The sequence below is a fragment of the Pseudoalteromonas sp. '520P1 No. 423' genome (genome assembly GCF_001269985.1).
In the GTDB taxonomy this organism is placed as follows: domain Bacteria; phylum Pseudomonadota; class Gammaproteobacteria; order Enterobacterales; family Alteromonadaceae; genus Pseudoalteromonas.
Map to the genome: position 1 here is coordinate 3,691,976 of NZ_BBZB01000001.1, position 16,967 is coordinate 3,708,942.

Sequence of the window (16,967 nt, forward strand, 5' to 3'; positions counted from 1 at the left end):
AATTTTACAAATTAAAATAAATACAACTTAAGTGAATTATTTTAATATCAGAATTTCTTTGCGGATTTTATCAGCAAAAAGCGGTAAGCTAAGGCCTGATTAATCAAAATTTAATTCTTCGTCTTGCTTTTATAAACAAGGATCACCAATGACACTGCAAAAAAAGCCACTTGTACTTATTATTTTAGATGGTTGGGGCTATAGCGAAAAAACGCAAAGTAATGCTATTTTAGCTGCCAATACACCTGTAATTGATAAACTTTGGCAAGATTACCCAAGTACTTTAATTTCAGGTTCAGGTTTGGATGTTGGACTTCCTGACGGTCAAATGGGTAATTCAGAAGTAGGTCATGTCAATTTAGGTGCCGGCAGAATCGTTTATCAAGACTTCACCCGCATTACTAAATCTATACATGATGGGGAGTTTAATCACAATCCTGTATTAGTAAAAGCAATCGATAAAGCAGTCGAAAATAACAAAGCAGTGCATTTGATGGGACTTTTAAGCCCAGGCGGTGTTCATAGCCACGAAGAACATATATTAGCAGCAATTGATTTAGCGGCAGAACGTGGCGCTAACGAGATTTACTTACACGCATTTTTGGACGGTCGAGATACGCCACCTAGAAGCGCAAATAACTCATTAACTGCGGTAGATGAGAAGTTTGCATCAATAGGCAAAGGTCGTACAGCAAGCATTATTGGACGCTATTTTGCAATGGATAGAGATAATCGCTGGGATCGTGTAGAACAAGCATATAACTTAATGGTAACGGGTGAATCACAATTTACCTATGCGACTGCGAATGAAGCGCTTGAAGCTGCCTATGCACGAGATGAAAATGATGAATTTGTAGCGGCTACAAGCATTCAAAGTGAAACGGATTCATCTGCCACTATAAATGATGGCGATGCAGTTATTTTTATGAACTTTAGAGCCGATCGCGCTCGTGAAATGACACGTGCATTTGTTGATGCCGATTTCTCTGGTTTTACTAAACAAAAAGCACCAAAGTTAGCTGATTTTGTGATGCTTACTGAATATGCAGCAGATATAGAAACATCAAAAGCATTTCCACCAAATAAATTAGACAATGTACTAGGTGAATGGTTAGCAAAACATAATAAAACACAGTTACGTATATCTGAAACAGAAAAATATGCCCACGTTACTTTCTTTTTCAGTGGCGGCAAAGAAGACTTATTTAAAGGTGAAACGAGAGAACTTATCCCATCACCTAAAGTTGCGACATATGATTTACAGCCAGAAATGAATTCAGAGTTACTCACCGATAAATTAGTAGCAGCAATCCATAGCGGCGAACATGATGCCATTATTTGTAACTATCCAAATGGTGATATGGTTGGTCATTCAGGTGTATTTGATGCTGCAGTAAAAGCCTGTGAAGCAGTTGACCACTGTATTGGTCGTATCGTAAAAGCACTTGAAGAAACAGGCAGTGAAGCTTTGATCACCGCAGATCACGGTAATGCAGAGCTGATGAAAAACCCTGAAACAGGTCAAGCACACACAGCCCACACAAATGAACCTGTACCTTTTATATATGTTGGCAGAAATGCGCAAGCTTTTGAAGGTAAAGCACTCAGTGATGTTGCGCCTACTATGCTGCACCTTATGGGCATGGAGCAACCTGAAGAAATGACAGGTTCAGTCATCATGCAGCTTAAATAACTGGTTTATTTATGCGAACTATTAAACAGTTACTTGCTTTAACTGTTTGTTTAATTTCGGTTTCACTAACATCTGTTAGTGCAACCGAAAAACAAACTGAGCAAGACTTAAATCAAATACAAAAAACGCTAAAATCTAGTGTCGATAAACTTAAAACGCAAAAACAAAAAATAAATAAGATTGAAAGCACATTAAAAGAATCAGAATTAGCGATAGCCAAAAACTCAAAGTCACTTAATGAACTTGATTTTTCTATCGAGCTTAATAGAAGTGAACAGAACCAATTACAAAAACAAATAAAAAAGCTCACTCAAAATAAAAAACAGCAACAAAAAGCGCTATCAAGCCAATTAAAAAGTGCTTATATGACAGGCAGTCATGACTATAGTAAACTTTTATTAAATCAAGAAAATATAGCAACATTTGAAAGAACTCTCACCTATTACAGTTATCTTAATAAAGCACGATTAACCCAGCTTGATAAGTTAAAGATTACACTTATTCAATTAGAAGAAAAACAAAATGAATTAGCACAGACCCAAGCCAAATTGCTGACATTATTAGCCGAACAAAAACAAAACAGGAAATCGCTATTAATTGCAAAAAGCAAAAGAAAAGGAAATTTAGCTTTATTAAAAAAACAATTCACAAATACAACTAGCTCAGTTGAATATTTGAAAAAAAATGAACAAATTTTAATTGAAACCCTAAAAAACTTACAAGAAGATATAAAACAACAGCTTACGTTTGAAGGACTAAAAAGTACTAAAGGCAAGTTAAAATGGCCAAGTAGAGGTCGATTAAAACATAAATTTGGCCAAAGAAAGTATGGGAAATTAAAATGGAAAGGAGTGCTTATTAACGCCAAAGAAGGTGCGTCAGTTACAACCATTCATAATGGTAAGGTTGTTTTTGCTGACTGGCTCAAAGGTTTTGGTTGGGTAATCGTGATAGATCATGGCAAAGGGTTTATGAGTTTATATGGCCATAATCAGGCATTATTAAAAAGTGTTGGAGAGGAAGTTTCTCAAGGTGAATTGATCGCTTTAGTCGGTCAAAGCGGTGGACAAGAGAATCCTGGTCTATACTTCGAAATACGGCATAAGGGACAAGCTATTAATCCTACAAAATGGTGTAAGCGAATTTAAGACTTTAATTGGCTACACCCCCAACCCCGGGAGTAGCCAATGCATATATCATTAAAATTTAATCAGTTTCTTAGCTTTATCATCATTCTATTAGCATTTTATTTTTCACCTGTCAGTTCAGAGGAAACAAGTTCAAAGCTTACTAATGCTAATATGAAACATATTTTGGAGCATATCCAAACTTTTTATGTTGACGAAGTAAATACACAAAAACTCAATAGTTCAGCTGTTGATTCAGTTTTAAAGCAATTAGACCCCTACTCTGAGTACTTAGACGAACAAGAGCTCGAAGACCTATTTAATATAACCAATGGCCAATACACAGGCCTAGGAATAGAAGTCGAGATGCGTGATGAGCATATCGTAATCATCGCATCTTTAAACAACTCCCCTGCAGCGCAAGCGGGTTTACAAAAGGGCGATATTTTACTGTCTATCAATGGTCAAACGGTGATCAACAAACAAATTAAACAAGTTGCGACTTTGATCAGTAAAACAGAGACCTCCGCTGTAAACTTAAGCATAGCCAGATCTGGATTTTCAACCCCCCTAGACTTTGAAGTTGAACGTCAAATAATAGAATTAGAAACTGTCACAAGTAAGGTGGATATTGCAGGTTATGCCTATTTACGCATCGTGAGTTTTAATAACCATACACTGCATGATGTTGCCAGACATATAGCAAGATTGAAAACTGAAAATGGTTTGCCTCTAAAAGGCCTGTTAATTGATTTAAGAGATAACCCTGGCGGTATTTTAGATAGTGCGGTTGCTATTTCAGATTTATTTTTGCGAGGCGGTATTATAGTATCAACTAAAGGTCGTTTTTATGACGCTAACCAGGTTTTTACAGCAAGTAATTCAGATATATTAAATGGTGCACCTATGGTGGTATTAATTAATAAAGGTTCGGCATCAGCGGCTGAAATCTTAGCCGGCGCCTTAAAGGATAATAAACGTGCGACGATAGTAGGCACTCGATCATATGGCAAAGGTTCAGTGCAATCGCTTATCCCACTAGGCAATGGTCAAACAGCATTAAAACTTACTACAGCTAAATATTATACACCTTCAGGTATTTCAATTGATGGCATAGGCATTACACCTGATATCCCTATTACACAATCAAGCCTTCCTCAATCGGATAAATTAGCTATAATGAACCTAAGTAAAGGTAAAGAAAACCAAGTATTTACTTCAACTTTTAAAGATGTGCAATTAGCTAAAGCACAAAAAATACTAGAGCAATAATCGCCACTTTTAAGAAAGTAGCATTTACCTAAGTTAAAACAATAGATATTATTGATTTAACTTAGGTTGTAATAAAAAATAATAATAAGAATAAAAAGTGCACTTAAAATCAAAATTACTCGCTTTAATGCTGCTAACGCAATGCAGTATGGCTAAGGCAAACCAAGTCGCAATCATTATTGACGATATTGGTTATCACAAAAACGACTTGGAAGCGGTCAAGCTTCCAGGGAGTATATCTTATTCCATTTTACCTTATACTCCTTTTGCAAAAGCATTTTCCGAACAAGCAAGAGAGAGAAATAAAGAGCTTCTATTACATATTCCAATGCAAGCTTTAAGCGGTAAAGCATTAGGTCCTGGTGCGCTTACTGAAGAAATGACAAAGTCTCAAATTCAAAATACTTTAAAGAAAGCTTTAAATGAGTATCCATGTGTAAAAGGCGTAAATAATCATATGGGCTCTTTTTTAACGCAACAAATACAACCTATGGCATGGACCATGGAAGTACTGCAAGAAAGGGGGTTATATTTTTTAGATAGTAAAACGACAACAAAAAGCCAAGCTCAGAACATGGCTAATCTCTTTAATGTAGATAATGTTGGCAGGCATGTGTTTTTAGATAATATACCTACAGAAAAACAAATGAAATTTCGAATGAGGCAGTTGATCCGCATTGCCAATAAGCGAGATTATGCCATTGCGATTGCCCACCCTTACCCAGAGACACTTGCATTTTTACAAACAGAGCTACCTAAACTTAAAGCCCAAGGCATTAAACTTGTGCCTTTATCTCAACTTGTTGAAAATAAATATGTGAAACTGGCATCGGCTAAAAAATCTGAACTATAGCCAACTAATTTGTAAACCGATCTAAAAAAGGTTTGCTCTTGGAGCAAACCTTTTTATTAAGTATTTTTTAGAATGACGCTATACTAATTCTATTAAGCAACCATAGTTGCTTGTAGTTTTTTCATTGCTGTTTTTTCTAGCTGGCGAATACGTTCAGCTGAAACGTCATATTTTTGCGCTAATTCTTGTAATGTAGCTTTTTGGTCCATTAACCAACGAGAACTTACAATATCTTTTGCACGTTCATCAAGTGTATTAATAGCAGCAAACAAACGGTTTTGAGATTGTTTTTTATACTGGTCTTGTTCTACACCATCAGCTAAATCTAAGCTATTATCTGTTAAGTACTGAACTGGAGAGTAAGATGTTGCTTCAGATGAATCATCAGTATCATCAGAGCCCATATCAAATGCCATATCTTGGCTACTCATACGAGATTCCATCTCACGTACTTCTTTTTCACTCACACCCAGAGCATCTGCTACAGTGCTTACTTCATCTTGATTAAACCAACCAAGACGCTTTTTGTTTTTTCTTAGATTAAAAAACAATTTACGTTGCGCTTTAGTGGTCGCAACTTTAACAATGCGCCAATTTTTTAATACAAATTCATGGATTTCAGCTTTTATCCAATGAACTGCAAATGAGACTAAACGCACACCTACAGTTGGGTCAAATCGTTTAACCGCTTTCATCAATCCAATATTACCTTCTTGCATCAAATCAGCTTGTGCTAAACCATAGCCTGAATAACTTTTAGCAATATGAGCTACAAATCTTAAGTGAGAAACAATTAGTTGCTTAGCAGCAGACAAATCGCCTTCTTGTTGTAATTTAACAGCCAATGATTTTTCTTCTTCAGCAGTTAGCATAGGGATAGTACCCACAGTTTGTAGGTAAGCTTCATGGCTACCTGCACTTTGAGGAACAGTTAATGCTAATGTATGTAAATTATCGCTCATATTTAACCTCTAGGATCCATCTTTCAAATCATTTTAGCAGTCTTTCTCTAAGAGTGCTAACTTAAATTTAATCGTTTTGACCTAAATGTCAAGTCTTAAGTTCAAATGAATTTTCAATATAAGAATAACTAAAGAGGGTGAGTGAAAGCGAGAGCATAAGTGTTACAAATCATGTCTTTTAGCACTCTACATAGTGAGAGTGCTAATTATTTAATTTTATTAGATTTTATCTGGCTCTATTGTTTTAATATAACGTTTAACCGAAAGAAAAGAGCCAAAAAGCCCCAATAATACAGCTAAAATTATTAAATTCATAAATTCAAAAAAAGATAAGCCTTGTAATAAAAACTCTGCTTGATAAACACCTGCAACTTCAGAAACCGCAGAGCCTAACCACCACATCATTAACTCAATACAGATATAAGCAAAGAAACCGCCAATAACCCCATACCAAATACCAGTCCATAAAAATGGCGTTTGAATAAATTGATTTGTTGCACCTACAAGCTTCATTACCTGAATTTCTTCTTTCTTATCCATAATTGATAATCTGATTGTATTACCGATTATCAAAATCACCGAAGTAAGTAATAAAAATGCAATGGTGATAACGCTTTCGCGTAATAAACTCAATAAAGCGTTAAGGCGCTCAAGCCACTCTATGTCTAATTTTCCAAAATCTATCTCACGTTCATCTTCAAGTTTAGTAAGTAATTTACGAGCAGTTTCTGGTTGAGAGTGCCGTTTAGTTGGCGTTATTGAGATAACACTTGGCAAAGGATTTGAATCTAAATAGTCTAATGCCTGACCAAAACCTGAAACCTGTTTGAACTCTTTTAGAGCAGTATCATTTGAAATGTAGGTTACAGCAGATATTTCAGGATATAAATTTAAGCGTTTAACTAAGCTATTTGTTTCTTTCTCTGACAAGCCTTGTTTTACAAATAACGATATTTCACTGGCATTTTCAAAACCACTACTCACTTGCTGAACATTTTTAACAACTAGATAAAGTGTTGTTGGTAAGGTTAAACTCACGCCTAATACAGCGATCGTCATCATAGATGCTGTTGTCGTACGCCACATTTCTCCTAAACTATGTACACCTTGACGCATAATATTTAATACAACAAAGTACCAGGTCATAACTAAAGAAGTATCTGTATTAGTGGCTTGAGTTACTCTGCTTTTAAATAATAAACTCATGATATATCTGCCTTAAGCGGATCTAATAACAATTTGCCTTTATTGAGTGTTAAATTGTGGTATTTCATACGTGCAATTAACCCTAGATCATGAGTCGCAATAAGCACCGTTGTGCCATGGCGATTAAAGTCTTCAAATAACTTAAGGATCTCCCAGGATAGCTCAGGATCTAAATTACCCGTAGGTTCATCAGCTAATAAAATAGGGGGGGAATTTACAATTGCACGGGCAATACCTACTCTTTGTTGCTCTCCACCAGATAGAGTTTCAGGATAACACTTAACTTTACTAAGTAAGCCAACTTTATCTAAGGCAGCATGTACGCGTTTTGTAATATTTTTACGATGCATACCTTCTATCACTAAAGGTAGTGCAACATTATCAAAAATATTGTGCCTCGCTAATAGTCTGTGATTTTGAAAGATCATGCCAATATCACGTCGCACGAAAGGAACTTGTGATTTAGAAATTGAATTTAAATCAACGCCATTGATCATCACATTACCGGCTGAAGGTCGTTCCATTACACTGATCAGTTTTAGTAATGTACTTTTTCCTGCACCACTATGACCTGTTAAAAAAGCTAACTCACCTGCTTTAAGATGAAAGCTTACTTTCTCTAGCGCAGTATGTCCGCCGGGATATGTCTTACTTACTTCCTGAAAATTTATCATTATTATTTTTTATTTAAGTTATTTCATTAAGTTAATATATTAATAGATATAAAAAAGGGCGCTAAGCGCCCTTCTACTATATCTTTATTTCATTCATTAAGCATTATTTTTGATTTTCAGTATCTTGACTAAATAAAGCATCTATAAAATCTTTGCTTTTGAAAGGTCTTAAATCATCAATGCCTTCACCAACACCTATGTATCTAATTGGAATATTAAATTTGTCTGCAACCGCAAAGATAACGCCACCCTTTGCAGTACCATCTAACTTAGTTAATGTAATCCCAGTTAGCCCTACAGCCTTATTAAATAAATCAACTTGGCTAATGGCATTTTGACCAGTACCAGCATCTATTGTAAGCATTACTTCATGTGGCGCGTTTGGATCTAACTTTTTCATCACTCGAGATATTTTTTCAAGTTCTACCATTAAGTGGTCTTTATTTTGTAAACGCCCAGCGGTATCTGCAATTAAAACATCTACTTTACGTGCTCTTGCAGCTTCTAACGCATCAAATACAACTGATGCACTATCAGCACCAGTATGCTGTGCAATTACAGGGATATCATTTCTTTCACCCCAAACTTGTAACTGCTCAACAGCTGCGGCTCTAAAGGTATCACCAGCGGCTAACATAACTGATTTACCTTGTTCTTGAAACTGCTTAGCAAGTTTACCTATGGTTGTTGTTTTACCAACACCATTTACACCTACCATTAAGATAACAAAAGGCGTATGTTCTTCTAATTCTATATCAAGTGGTTTTTCTGCTTGCTCAAGCATATTAGCCATATCTTGTTTTAGAATTTCATATAAAGCTTCACCGTCTTTAAGTTGTTTACGATCAGCGGTTTTAGTTAATCCATCAATTAACTTAACGGTTGTATCAACACCTAAATCAGCAGTTAATAGTTGAGTTTCCAAGTCTTCAAATAAATCATCATCAATTTTTTTACCTGAAAATATACTCGCTAAACCAGAACCTAAATTTTGCTTGGTTTTTATTAAGCTATTTTTTAGTTTGCTGAAAAAACCTTGTTTCTTTTTCGGTTTTTCTGATTTTTCTTGCTCTAAACGCTCAGGTTCAACGCGTTCTTGCTCTGAAGCTTGTTCTTGTGCCAAACGCTCTGCTTCAACTCGAGCCTGTTCTGCAGCTTGTTCTTGAGCCAAACGCTGCGCTTCAACTCGAGCTTGTTCTGCAGCTTGTTCTTGAGCCAAACGCTGCGCTTCAATTCGTTCTTGTTCTGCAGCTTGCTCTTTTGCTAATAGTTCAGCTTTTTCTTGCGCTAAACGCTGCGCTTCAATTCGTTCTTGCTCTGCAGCTTGCTCTTTTGCTAATAGTTCAGCTTTTTCTTGCGCTAAACGCTGCGCTTCAATTCGTTCTTGCTCTGCAGCTTGCTCTTTTGCTAACTGCTCTGCTTTTTCTTGCGCTAAACGCTGCGCTTCAATTCGTTCTTGCTCTGCAGCTTGCTCTTTTGCTAACTGCTCTGCTTTTTCTTGCGCTAAACGCTGCGCTTCAATTCGTTCTTGCTCTGCAGCTTGCTCTTTTGCTAACAGTTCTGCTTTTTCTTGCGCTAAACGCTGCGCTTCAATTCGTTCTTGCTCTGCAGCTTGCTCTTTTGCTAACAGTTCTGCTTTTTCTTGTGCTAAACGCTGCGCTTCAATTCGTTCTTGTTCTGCAGCTTGCTCTTTTGCTAGCAGTTCTGCTTTTTCTTGTGCTAAACGCTGCGCTTCAATTCGTTCTTGTTCTGCAGCTTGCTCTTTTGCTAGCAGTTCTGCTTTTTCTTGTGCTAAACGCTGCGCTTCAATTCGTTCTTGTTCTGCAGCTTGCTCTTTTGCTAACTGCTCTGCTTTTTCTTTCGCTAAACGCTGCGCTTCAATTAGTTCTTGCTCTGCAGCTTGTTCTTTTGCTAATAGTTCAGCTTTTTCTTGTGCCAAACGTTCTGCTTCAATTTTTGCTTGTTCAGCGGCTTCTTGTGCTGCTAACTCTTCAGCTTTTTGTGTTTCTTCGTTATCTTTTTTGCCGCCAAAACCTAACCAAGAAAGAAATTTATTTTTTTTTGCCATGCTTGTTAATAACCACTCAAATAAATCTGATAAAATGTATATATACGCAATCTTGCAATGTTAACACTTTCATAGAAGACTTTCACATAAGATGAAGAAAAAGACGACTAAATCAAATAAAAGCAATGCAGGTCATATTCGGATCATTAGCGGTCAATATCGTGGTCGTAAACTACCAGTGCAAGATGTAACAGGATTACGACCAACAACTGATCGTGTAAAAGAAACCGTTTTTAATTGGCTAATGACAGATATCAGAGATGCCAAGGTGCTTGATTGCTTTTCAGGCTCTGGCGGTTTAGGTTTTGAAGCTTTATCAAGGTTCGCAAAAAGTGCGACTTTTTTAGAGTTAGATCAAGGGGCAGCTAAACAGCTTAAAGACAATTTACAAACGCTAAAAGTTGAAAATGCGCAGCTAATTGTAGGTGATACATTGAAATTATTAGAACAGTTAAATGAAAAATTTGACTTAGTATTTGTAGATCCGCCATTTAGACAAGACCTTGCACAAATAAGTTGCCAAAAAATAGAAGATTTTTCTCTACTCAATGAAGATGCATTAATATATTTAGAAATAGAAAGTGACTTAAAAGGATTTAAAGCACCCAACAACTGGCAATTAATAAAAGAAAAAAATGCAGGGCAAGTAAGTTATCGCCTTTATCAAAGATAAAATAACTTTAGCGAAGCTCATTATGATGAAGCTTCGCTAAAATGTCCTTTATTCGCAATATTTACTTAAGTATTTTTTGAAAATAGGGTCACTCGCAGCTAACTCTTTTTGTTCTTCAAGAATATCTTTCAATATCTGCTCAGAAGTTAAAGGATTTGCCAAAACAACTCTAAATACAACTGTTGGTAATTTATTATACTGAGCAGGTGTTAATCGTGTACGAGATACAAATGAGAACCCTTGTTCCCTTTGTCTCTTTTGAATACTTGCTGTTAAGCGATTCAATGCGATGTAGATATCTAACTTTGTTTGCTCATCTAAGGCGTCTTCACCTTCTGCGAGTAACAGTTGTTTAATTTTTTGTGGTACATACCTGTAAGTTAAAATACACAGTTCAGGCTCAGTAACCACCTCAAAATCATTTGATGAATGAATTAAATCAGCAAAAAAACGGGCTTTTTCTATGCCTTTATCAATCAACATTTCATAGCCTTCACGGCCAATGATCTGCAAACATGCATGCACTAGCATTGCCATTCCAGGGCGACTTCCCTCTAGTGTATGACTACCTAAATCTTTTGAACCTTTTCTTAAGATATATTCAGCATGATGCTCTATTACATTTGAAGCTTCAGGGTTTTTAAACAAAACTAATCCTGATCCCATAGGAACATACATTTGTTTATGTGCATCTATCGTAATTGAATCAGCTCTTTCTACGCCTTTGAGCAAATGTCTATTGTTGTTCGATAATAAAGTTGCGCCACCCCAAGCTGCATCAACATGAAAATGACAGTCTAGCTCTTCACTTAAATCCGCTAATTCTATTAAAGGATCTATGTTGCCCGTTTCAGTAGTACCAGCAACACCCACGATAGCCATCACTTTAATGCCTTGGCTTTCAAGCTCATGTGCTTTTTCTCGCATAGCCTGTACATTAACTTTATTATCATCAGCCGTTTCAATCGCTATAAAGTTATTTCGACCTACCCCTAAAATATCTGCAGCTTTACCCAAAGAGTAATGTGCTCGTTCAGATACTAAAACAGCGAGTCCTTTATAGCCATAATGCAACATTGCAGCCATTAAGCCTTCACTTGTAATACCTTTAAAGTCACCATCAGATTTTAATAAGCGATTGCGTGCAATCCATAATGCAGAAATATTAGCGATAGTACCGCCTGAACAAAAAGCACCTAAGGAGTTTTTAGCGCTGTGCATCCACTTCTGATAAAAGTCATCATTTTCGCCATACACTAAATGGTGCATCATGCCTAAAACTTGTCTTTCTAATGGCGTAAATGCTTTTGATGTTTCAATTTTTACTAAATTTTGATTCAAGCCAACCATTAACTTAGATAAAGGCAAAACAAAATGCGGTAAAGCTGAGGTCATATGACCAACAAAACTAGGCGCAGCCGTATGAACAGAATGAGCAACAAGTTTTTCCATTATGGTATTCGCATGATCAGAAACAAATGTGGGTTGCTCTGGTATTTGTGAGTCTTGAAAGTCTTTTTCAATTTCATGCAATGGTTTTTCAATAGCGGCTATGTTTTCATTTAAAAAACCCACTAAGTTACTTGAAATTTCTTTTTCGATTCTATTTAAAGTTGATCCCGGCGCTTCGGGAGCGGTAAAAATCCGCATTAAACTTTCTTCAGAAGCTACTGCACTGCGCTTTATATTCATTTGTTGCTCGTTCATTGACTGTCTTTAAGTAAACAATTTGATCTAATCACGGTTAAGGTCTTAGCAAATTTCGTTAACTTTACTCAAAAATCTATAAAATGTCTCGTTATTAGCTAAATTTGTCAGTCTATTTGTAACTAAAATATCAAATATTGCGAATTTATAAATAAAAATTAAGCAAATTTGTTTTTAAAATCACTTCCATAAATTGAAATTTGGTCATAAAAAAGCGAACTAAATAGTCCGCTTTTATGTTTACTAAGCTATAACGCTATAACAAGCCTATGGCTTTTTTGCCCACTGGCCCAATACTTTCGCTCAAACGGTGTAATTGACTCATCTGATTGATAGAGCTCCACTTGCGTTTTAAGCTTTGCAAGCTCCAATGCACGAGCGAATTCATCAACATAAGTTTTCCAATTACTTCTCAGTTCCAACTTGCCACCTAATTGAATTATATAAGGGAAAACAGCAGCACCGTGCCAACGACGCTGTAAATGCTTCGCTTTAGGCCAAGGGTTTGGATATAACAAATAATGGTGACTAATATGCCATTTTTGCTCAACAGCCAAGCGCCAAAAATCATTTAAATCTGCACGAGCTAAAATATACTGGCCTTCTTCAGTTTGTTTATACTCAACATCGTGTTTTTCTAACCTATGCGCAGACTTATCTATCCCGATAACCAGAGCATCAGGGTGCAACTTAGCGATATTGGCTGTGCTTTCACCTACACCACAGCAAGAGTCTAAAATAATATCACCGGCGAATGCTTTCACTTTGGCATTGATTTCATCAAATGCAATTTGTGTATGTTTGCTAATTGGCTTTTTAAATTCAGCATTTAAGTGGCGTAATACCACCTCATCAAGCTTTTCATTTAAACCAGTTTGGTTTGTTGTAATGCTTCTTGAATTGGCTGGATTTGAATTTGATTCATTCATTAATGACGTAGCCCTATGCCTTTTTTAATTAATGTTAATGCGGTAATAAATAACACAGTAATAAATACCAGTAATACCGTAAATGCTACTGTTAAGTTCACATCTGTATAACCTAAAAACCCAAATCTAAACGCATTTACCATATAAATAATAGGATTTATTTGCGATACAGTTTGCCAAAAATCAGGCAATAATGTGATTGAGTAAAATACGCCACCTAAATAAGTCAGTGGTGTTAAGATAAATGTAGGGATTATGCTGATATCATCAAAGCTATTAGCAAATACCGCATTAATTAACCCAGCCAATGAAAATACTGCTGAAGTTAAAAAGACAGTTAATACAATAATGCCTAAATTATGAATTTGAATATCAACAAAAAACATTGAAACACAAGTCACAATTAAGCCAACTAATAAGCCGCGAGTCATGCCGCCGCCCATATAACCTAATACAATAATGTAATTGGGCACCGGAGATACCAGCAATTCTTCAATACTTTTTTGAAATTTAGTTGAATAAAAGGCGGAAGCGACATTGGAATAAGAGTTAGTAATAACCGACATCATAATTAACCCTGGAACAATAAATTCCATGTAATTAAAACCGCCCATTTCACCAATACGAGAACCAATCAAATTACCAAATATCACAAAGTAAAGTGTCATCGTGATTGCTGGCGGTACTAAAGTTTGCACCCAAATTCGTAAAAAACGAATACACTCTTTAATCCAAATGCTTTTTAACGCGATAAGGTTACCTGTAAAATCCATTATGCAACCTCACTATTATTTGCTTTGTTTTTATTTAATAAAGAAATGAATAACTCTTCTAATCGATTAGATTTATTACGCATACTTAAAACCGTATTGTCTTGTGCACTTAACTGCTCAAAAATGCTATTTAGACCTTGAGATTTAACAATATCAACTTCTAATGTGTGATCATCAGTCATTCTAAAATCATAACCACTCAAATTTACTTTTTTAACTGGCTGCTTTAAATCTAAAATGATTGTTTCTTTATCCAATGTTGCTAATAAAGACTTCATACTGGTATCTTCAACTATGATGCCTTTATCTATTATCGCAATATTCTTACAAAGCATCTCGGCTTCTTCTAAATAATGGGTGGTTAATATTATTGTGACGCCTTGCTCGTTAAGTTCTTGCAAGAACTCCCACATAGAACGCCTTAACTCAATATCCACACCCGCAGTTGGTTCATCAAGAATCAATACTTTAGGTTCATGCATTAATGCACGTGCAATCATTAACCTACGCTTCATACCGCCAGATAAAGTACGCGCAGCCATATCTTTTTTATCAAAAAGCTCTAGTTGCTTTAGGTATTTTTCAGCACGCTCAAATGCAAGCTTGCGTGGCACACCGAAATAACCTGCTTGTGTTACCAAAATATTATTTAGGGTTTCAAACATACTAAAATTAAATTCTTGTGGCACTAAACCAAGTTCAGACTTAGCAAGCTCCAAATCAGTATCAATATCATGACCAAAAATTTCGACTTTACCTTGTGATTTATTAACAAGAGAAGCAATAACCCCAATTGTGGTCGATTTACCTGCACCATTTGGACCTAACAAGGCAAAAAAATCACCTTTATCTACTTTTAAGTCGATACCTTTTACGGCTTCAACCCCATTTTTATAGGTTTTTTTCAAACCAGAAATACTAAGCGCAACTGTCATTTTATTCTCTTTTTATGGGTATCCGACGCAGATACCAAAAAATAAATTTCTGAAATACTAGGACTGATAGCCCCAACGTTTTTGAAGGTCGTGCTCAATAGATAAATGGTCTAAAATTCTGCCAACCATAAAATCTACTAAGTCATCAATTGTTTGTGGTTTATGATAAAAACCGGGTGCGGCAGGCATTATGGTGACGCCCATTCTTGCCAGTTTTAACATGTTTTCTAAGTGTATTTCACTAAAGGGGGTTTCTCGTGGTACTAATATTAATTGGCCGCGCTCTTTAATCACAACATCAGCGCCGCGCTCTAATAAATTATCAGAAGCCCCCATGGCAATTGCTGATACAGTACCTGCACTACAAGGACATACAATCATTTTTTTAGGTGCAGCCGAGCCAGAAGCAACCGGGCTAAACCAATTGTCTTTGCCAAATACTTTTATTTGTTCTGGTTTCGCATTTACCAAAGCGGTTAATTGCTCAGTTGCTTTGCCCTCATTACCAGAAAGTTTTATATCAGATTCAGTATCAAGTACTACGCGAGCAGCTGATGAAATCAGAACATATACCTGATAGTTTTGAGCAACTAATACTTCCAATAATCTTAAACCATATGGTGCACCAGATGCACCACTAAAAGCTAAAGTAATTGGCGAATTAAACTCAGTGTTGGCTTTAAGCATTTATGATCCCAAATTTATTTTTTAATGCGCCGATCAGCTTTTGATGAATACCGTTAAAGCCGCCATTGCTCATAATCAATATATGCTCATCTTGATTGATATTTTCAAGTACTTTCGCAATTATACCATCAATATTTTGTAAGCAGTCAGCATCAACCTCTTTGGCTGCTTGTGCTAATGACCAATTAAGGTTTTCAGGTTCAAATAAATAAACATTATCAGCATCACTTAATGAATTAATCAGTGTATTTTGATGAACACCCATTTTCATTGTGTTAGATCTCGGCTCTAAAATAGCATGTATTTTTGCATTACCAACTTTAGCTCTTAAACCTGCTAAAGTGGTTTTGATTGCAGTTGGGTGATGGGCAAAATCATCATAAACAGTAATATTATTTACTACTTCTAATAATTCCATACGGCGTTTTGGAGAAATAAATTCAGCTAACGCATCAATAGCGTGCTCAACAGAAATCCCAACGTGTCTGGCGGCTGAAATTGCCATCATGGCATTTTTTACATTATGTTCGCCAATTGCTTGCCAAGTTACTTTTCCTAAAACTTGTCCGGCTAGTAAAACTTCAAACTCACTGCCATCTTCTGCTAATAAGTTATATGACCAATCTTTACCCAATTGCTCCGTGTCGCTCCAACAACCTTTATCAATCACTTGTTCTAATGCTTTATCTTCACTTGGCCAAATCGCTTTACCATTTTGCGGTAACACACGCATTAAATGATGGAATTGGGTTTGAATTGCTTCTAGGTCTTTAAATATATCAGCATGATCGAATTCAAGATTATTTAAAATTAAGGTTCTTGGTAGATAATGTACAAATTTACTACGCTTATCAAAAAAAGCGGTATCGTATTCATCAGCTTCTATTACAAAAAATGATGTTTCGCCTAATCGGGCTGAAATACCAAAATTTTGCACTACGCCACCAATTAAAAAGCCAGGTTTTAATCCCGCATATTCCAAAATCCAAGCTAACATACTTGATGTTGTTGTTTTACCATGAGTCCCTGATACAGCTAATACCCAACAGTCTTGTAATAAATTATGCTTTAGCCATTCAGGACCTGATGTATAAGGTAAACCTTTTTCTAATACATATTCCACACATGGATTACCACGACTCATCGCATTGCCAATCACAACCATATCAGGTTTAGGCTCTAGCTGTTTTGGGTCGTACCCTTGTGTTAACTCAATGCCTAGCTCTTCAAGTTGAGTGCTCATAGGCGGGTAAACATTTTGATCTGAGCCGGTAACTGTATGTCCCAGAGATTTAGCCAAAGCTGCGATCCCACCCATAAAGGTGCCGCAAATACCTAAAATATGAATATGCATAGAGAGAAAATTCATCCTAAAAAAATGCCCGGATAAACCGAGCAAATAAAAATA

The 16,967-nt window shown here is 36.2% G+C and carries 15 protein-coding genes; 5 read left to right on the forward strand and 10 right to left on the reverse strand.

Features of this window, described 5'->3' with window-relative positions; translation table 11 throughout:
- Positions 1-148 precede the first annotated feature (148 nt).
- The 4 genes from gpmM (at position 149) to PSA_RS16905 (ending at position 4,945) form a co-directional block, all read left to right on the forward strand.
- The gene (gene gpmM / locus PSA_RS16890; protein ID WP_042148159.1) at positions 149-1,693 is read left to right on the forward strand and encodes a 2,3-bisphosphoglycerate-independent phosphoglycerate mutase; all 1,545 of its coding nucleotides are present in this window, start codon (positions 149-151) and stop codon (positions 1,691-1,693) included.
- 11 nt (positions 1,694-1,704) lie between these two features.
- The gene (locus PSA_RS16895) at positions 1,705-2,841 is read left to right on the forward strand and encodes a murein hydrolase activator EnvC (RefSeq protein ID WP_042148161.1); all 1,137 of its coding nucleotides are present in this window, start codon (positions 1,705-1,707) and stop codon (positions 2,839-2,841) included.
- Between the two features lie 39 nt (positions 2,842-2,880).
- Positions 2,881-4,092 carry a S41 family peptidase gene (locus PSA_RS16900; protein ID WP_042148164.1) on the forward strand — a complete coding sequence of 404 codons (1,212 nt, stop codon included), beginning with the start codon at positions 2,881-2,883 and terminating at the stop codon, positions 4,090-4,092.
- 127 nt (positions 4,093-4,219) lie between these two features.
- Positions 4,220-4,945 (forward strand): divergent polysaccharide deacetylase family protein, encoded by a 726-nt coding sequence (locus PSA_RS16905; RefSeq protein ID WP_042148220.1) that lies wholly within the window; start codon positions 4,220-4,222, stop codon positions 4,943-4,945.
- A gap of 92 nt (positions 4,946-5,037) precedes the next feature.
- Here the strand turns inward: PSA_RS16905 and rpoH are convergent, their stop codons facing one another.
- The 4 genes from rpoH to ftsY form a co-directional block, all read right to left on the reverse strand.
- Positions 5,038-5,907 (reverse strand): RNA polymerase sigma factor RpoH, encoded by an 870-nt coding sequence (gene rpoH, locus PSA_RS16910; protein ID WP_042148167.1) that lies wholly within the window; start codon positions 5,905-5,907, stop codon positions 5,038-5,040.
- A 219-nt stretch (positions 5,908-6,126) separates the two neighbouring features.
- Positions 6,127-7,113 carry a permease-like cell division protein FtsX gene (ftsX, locus tag PSA_RS16915; RefSeq protein WP_042148170.1) on the reverse strand — a complete coding sequence of 329 codons (987 nt, stop codon included), beginning with the start codon at positions 7,111-7,113 and terminating at the stop codon, positions 6,127-6,129.
- Complete coding sequence (ftsE, locus tag PSA_RS16920) at positions 7,110-7,787, reverse strand: cell division ATP-binding protein FtsE (protein ID WP_042148173.1); 678 nt, start codon at positions 7,785-7,787, stop codon at positions 7,110-7,112. Before ftsE ends, ftsX begins: the two co-directional genes overlap by 4 nt.
- 103 nt (positions 7,788-7,890) lie before the next feature.
- Positions 7,891-9,855 carry a signal recognition particle-docking protein FtsY gene (gene ftsY / locus PSA_RS16925; RefSeq protein WP_082305765.1) on the reverse strand — a complete coding sequence of 655 codons (1,965 nt, stop codon included), beginning with the start codon at positions 9,853-9,855 and terminating at the stop codon, positions 7,891-7,893.
- A gap of 91 nt (positions 9,856-9,946) precedes the next feature.
- Here ftsY and rsmD point away from each other — a divergent pair, with 91 nt between their 5' ends.
- Positions 9,947-10,528 carry a 16S rRNA (guanine(966)-N(2))-methyltransferase RsmD gene (rsmD, locus tag PSA_RS16930; RefSeq protein ID WP_042148232.1) on the forward strand — a complete coding sequence of 194 codons (582 nt, stop codon included), beginning with the start codon at positions 9,947-9,949 and terminating at the stop codon, positions 10,526-10,528.
- 48 nt (positions 10,529-10,576) lie between these two features.
- Here the strand turns inward: rsmD and panP are convergent, their stop codons facing one another.
- The 6 genes from panP to mpl form a co-directional block, all read right to left on the reverse strand.
- Positions 10,577-12,220, reverse strand: a complete 1,644-nt coding sequence (gene panP, locus PSA_RS16935; protein WP_042148269.1) for a pyridoxal-dependent aspartate 1-decarboxylase PanP — start codon at positions 12,218-12,220, stop codon at positions 10,577-10,579.
- Between the two features lie 263 nt (positions 12,221-12,483).
- The gene (locus PSA_RS16940; protein ID WP_042148233.1) at positions 12,484-13,164 is read right to left on the reverse strand and encodes a tRNA (guanosine(46)-N(7))-methyltransferase TrmB; all 681 of its coding nucleotides are present in this window, start codon (positions 13,162-13,164) and stop codon (positions 12,484-12,486) included.
- A complete protein-coding gene (locus tag PSA_RS16945) occupies positions 13,164-13,937 on the reverse strand; it encodes an ABC transporter permease (RefSeq protein ID WP_042148236.1) in 774 nt (257 codons plus the stop codon). The genes PSA_RS16940 and PSA_RS16945 overlap by 1 nt, the downstream gene beginning before the upstream one ends.
- A complete protein-coding gene (locus tag PSA_RS16950; RefSeq protein WP_042148238.1) occupies positions 13,937-14,872 on the reverse strand; it encodes an ABC transporter ATP-binding protein in 936 nt (311 codons plus the stop codon). The genes PSA_RS16945 and PSA_RS16950 overlap by 1 nt, the downstream gene beginning before the upstream one ends.
- Positions 14,873-14,929: 57 nt before the next feature.
- Entirely contained in the window at positions 14,930-15,559 is a 630-nt protein-coding gene (locus tag PSA_RS16955; RefSeq protein WP_042148241.1) for a flavin prenyltransferase UbiX, read from the reverse strand.
- Positions 15,552-16,913: a UDP-N-acetylmuramate:L-alanyl-gamma-D-glutamyl-meso-diaminopimelate ligase gene (gene mpl, locus PSA_RS16960; protein WP_042148243.1), complete on the reverse strand. Its 1,362-nt coding sequence runs from the start codon at positions 16,911-16,913 to the stop codon at positions 15,552-15,554. Before mpl ends, PSA_RS16955 begins: the two co-directional genes overlap by 8 nt.
- Positions 16,914-16,967 lie beyond the last annotated feature (54 nt).

What these genes read in the sequence shown, in the direction of transcription:
- gpmM (WP_042148159.1), top strand. Translation starts at nt 149, where the DNA reads ATGACACTGCAAAAAAAGCCACTTGTACTTATTATTTTAGATGGTTGG.
- PSA_RS16895 (WP_042148161.1), top strand. Translation starts at nt 1,705, where the DNA reads ATGCGAACTATTAAACAGTTACTTGCTTTAACTGTTTGTTTAATTTCG.
- PSA_RS16900 (WP_042148164.1), top strand. Translation starts at nt 2,881, where the DNA reads ATGCATATATCATTAAAATTTAATCAGTTTCTTAGCTTTATCATCATT.
- PSA_RS16905 (WP_042148220.1), top strand. Translation starts at nt 4,220, where the DNA reads ATGCTGCTAACGCAATGCAGTATGGCTAAGGCAAACCAAGTCGCAATC.
- rpoH (WP_042148167.1), bottom strand. Translation starts at nt 5,907, where the DNA reads ATGAGCGATAATTTACATACATTAGCATTAACTGTTCCTCAAAGTGCA.
- ftsX (WP_042148170.1), bottom strand. Translation starts at nt 7,113, where the DNA reads ATGAGTTTATTATTTAAAAGCAGAGTAACTCAAGCCACTAATACAGAT.
- ftsE (WP_042148173.1), bottom strand. Translation starts at nt 7,787, where the DNA reads ATGATAAATTTTCAGGAAGTAAGTAAGACATATCCCGGCGGACATACT.
- ftsY (WP_082305765.1), bottom strand. Translation starts at nt 9,855, where the DNA reads ATGGCAAAAAAAAATAAATTTCTTTCTTGGTTAGGTTTTGGCGGCAAA.
- rsmD (WP_042148232.1), top strand. Translation starts at nt 9,947, where the DNA reads ATGAAGAAAAAGACGACTAAATCAAATAAAAGCAATGCAGGTCATATT.
- panP (WP_042148269.1), bottom strand. Translation starts at nt 12,220, where the DNA reads ATGAATATAAAGCGCAGTGCAGTAGCTTCTGAAGAAAGTTTAATGCGG.
- PSA_RS16940 (WP_042148233.1), bottom strand. Translation starts at nt 13,164, where the DNA reads ATGAATGAATCAAATTCAAATCCAGCCAATTCAAGAAGCATTACAACA.
- PSA_RS16945 (WP_042148236.1), bottom strand. Translation starts at nt 13,937, where the DNA reads ATGGATTTTACAGGTAACCTTATCGCGTTAAAAAGCATTTGGATTAAA.
- PSA_RS16950 (WP_042148238.1), bottom strand. Translation starts at nt 14,872, where the DNA reads ATGACAGTTGCGCTTAGTATTTCTGGTTTGAAAAAAACCTATAAAAAT.
- PSA_RS16955 (WP_042148241.1), bottom strand. Translation starts at nt 15,559, where the DNA reads ATGCTTAAAGCCAACACTGAGTTTAATTCGCCAATTACTTTAGCTTTT.
- mpl (WP_042148243.1), bottom strand. Translation starts at nt 16,913, where the DNA reads ATGCATATTCATATTTTAGGTATTTGCGGCACCTTTATGGGTGGGATC.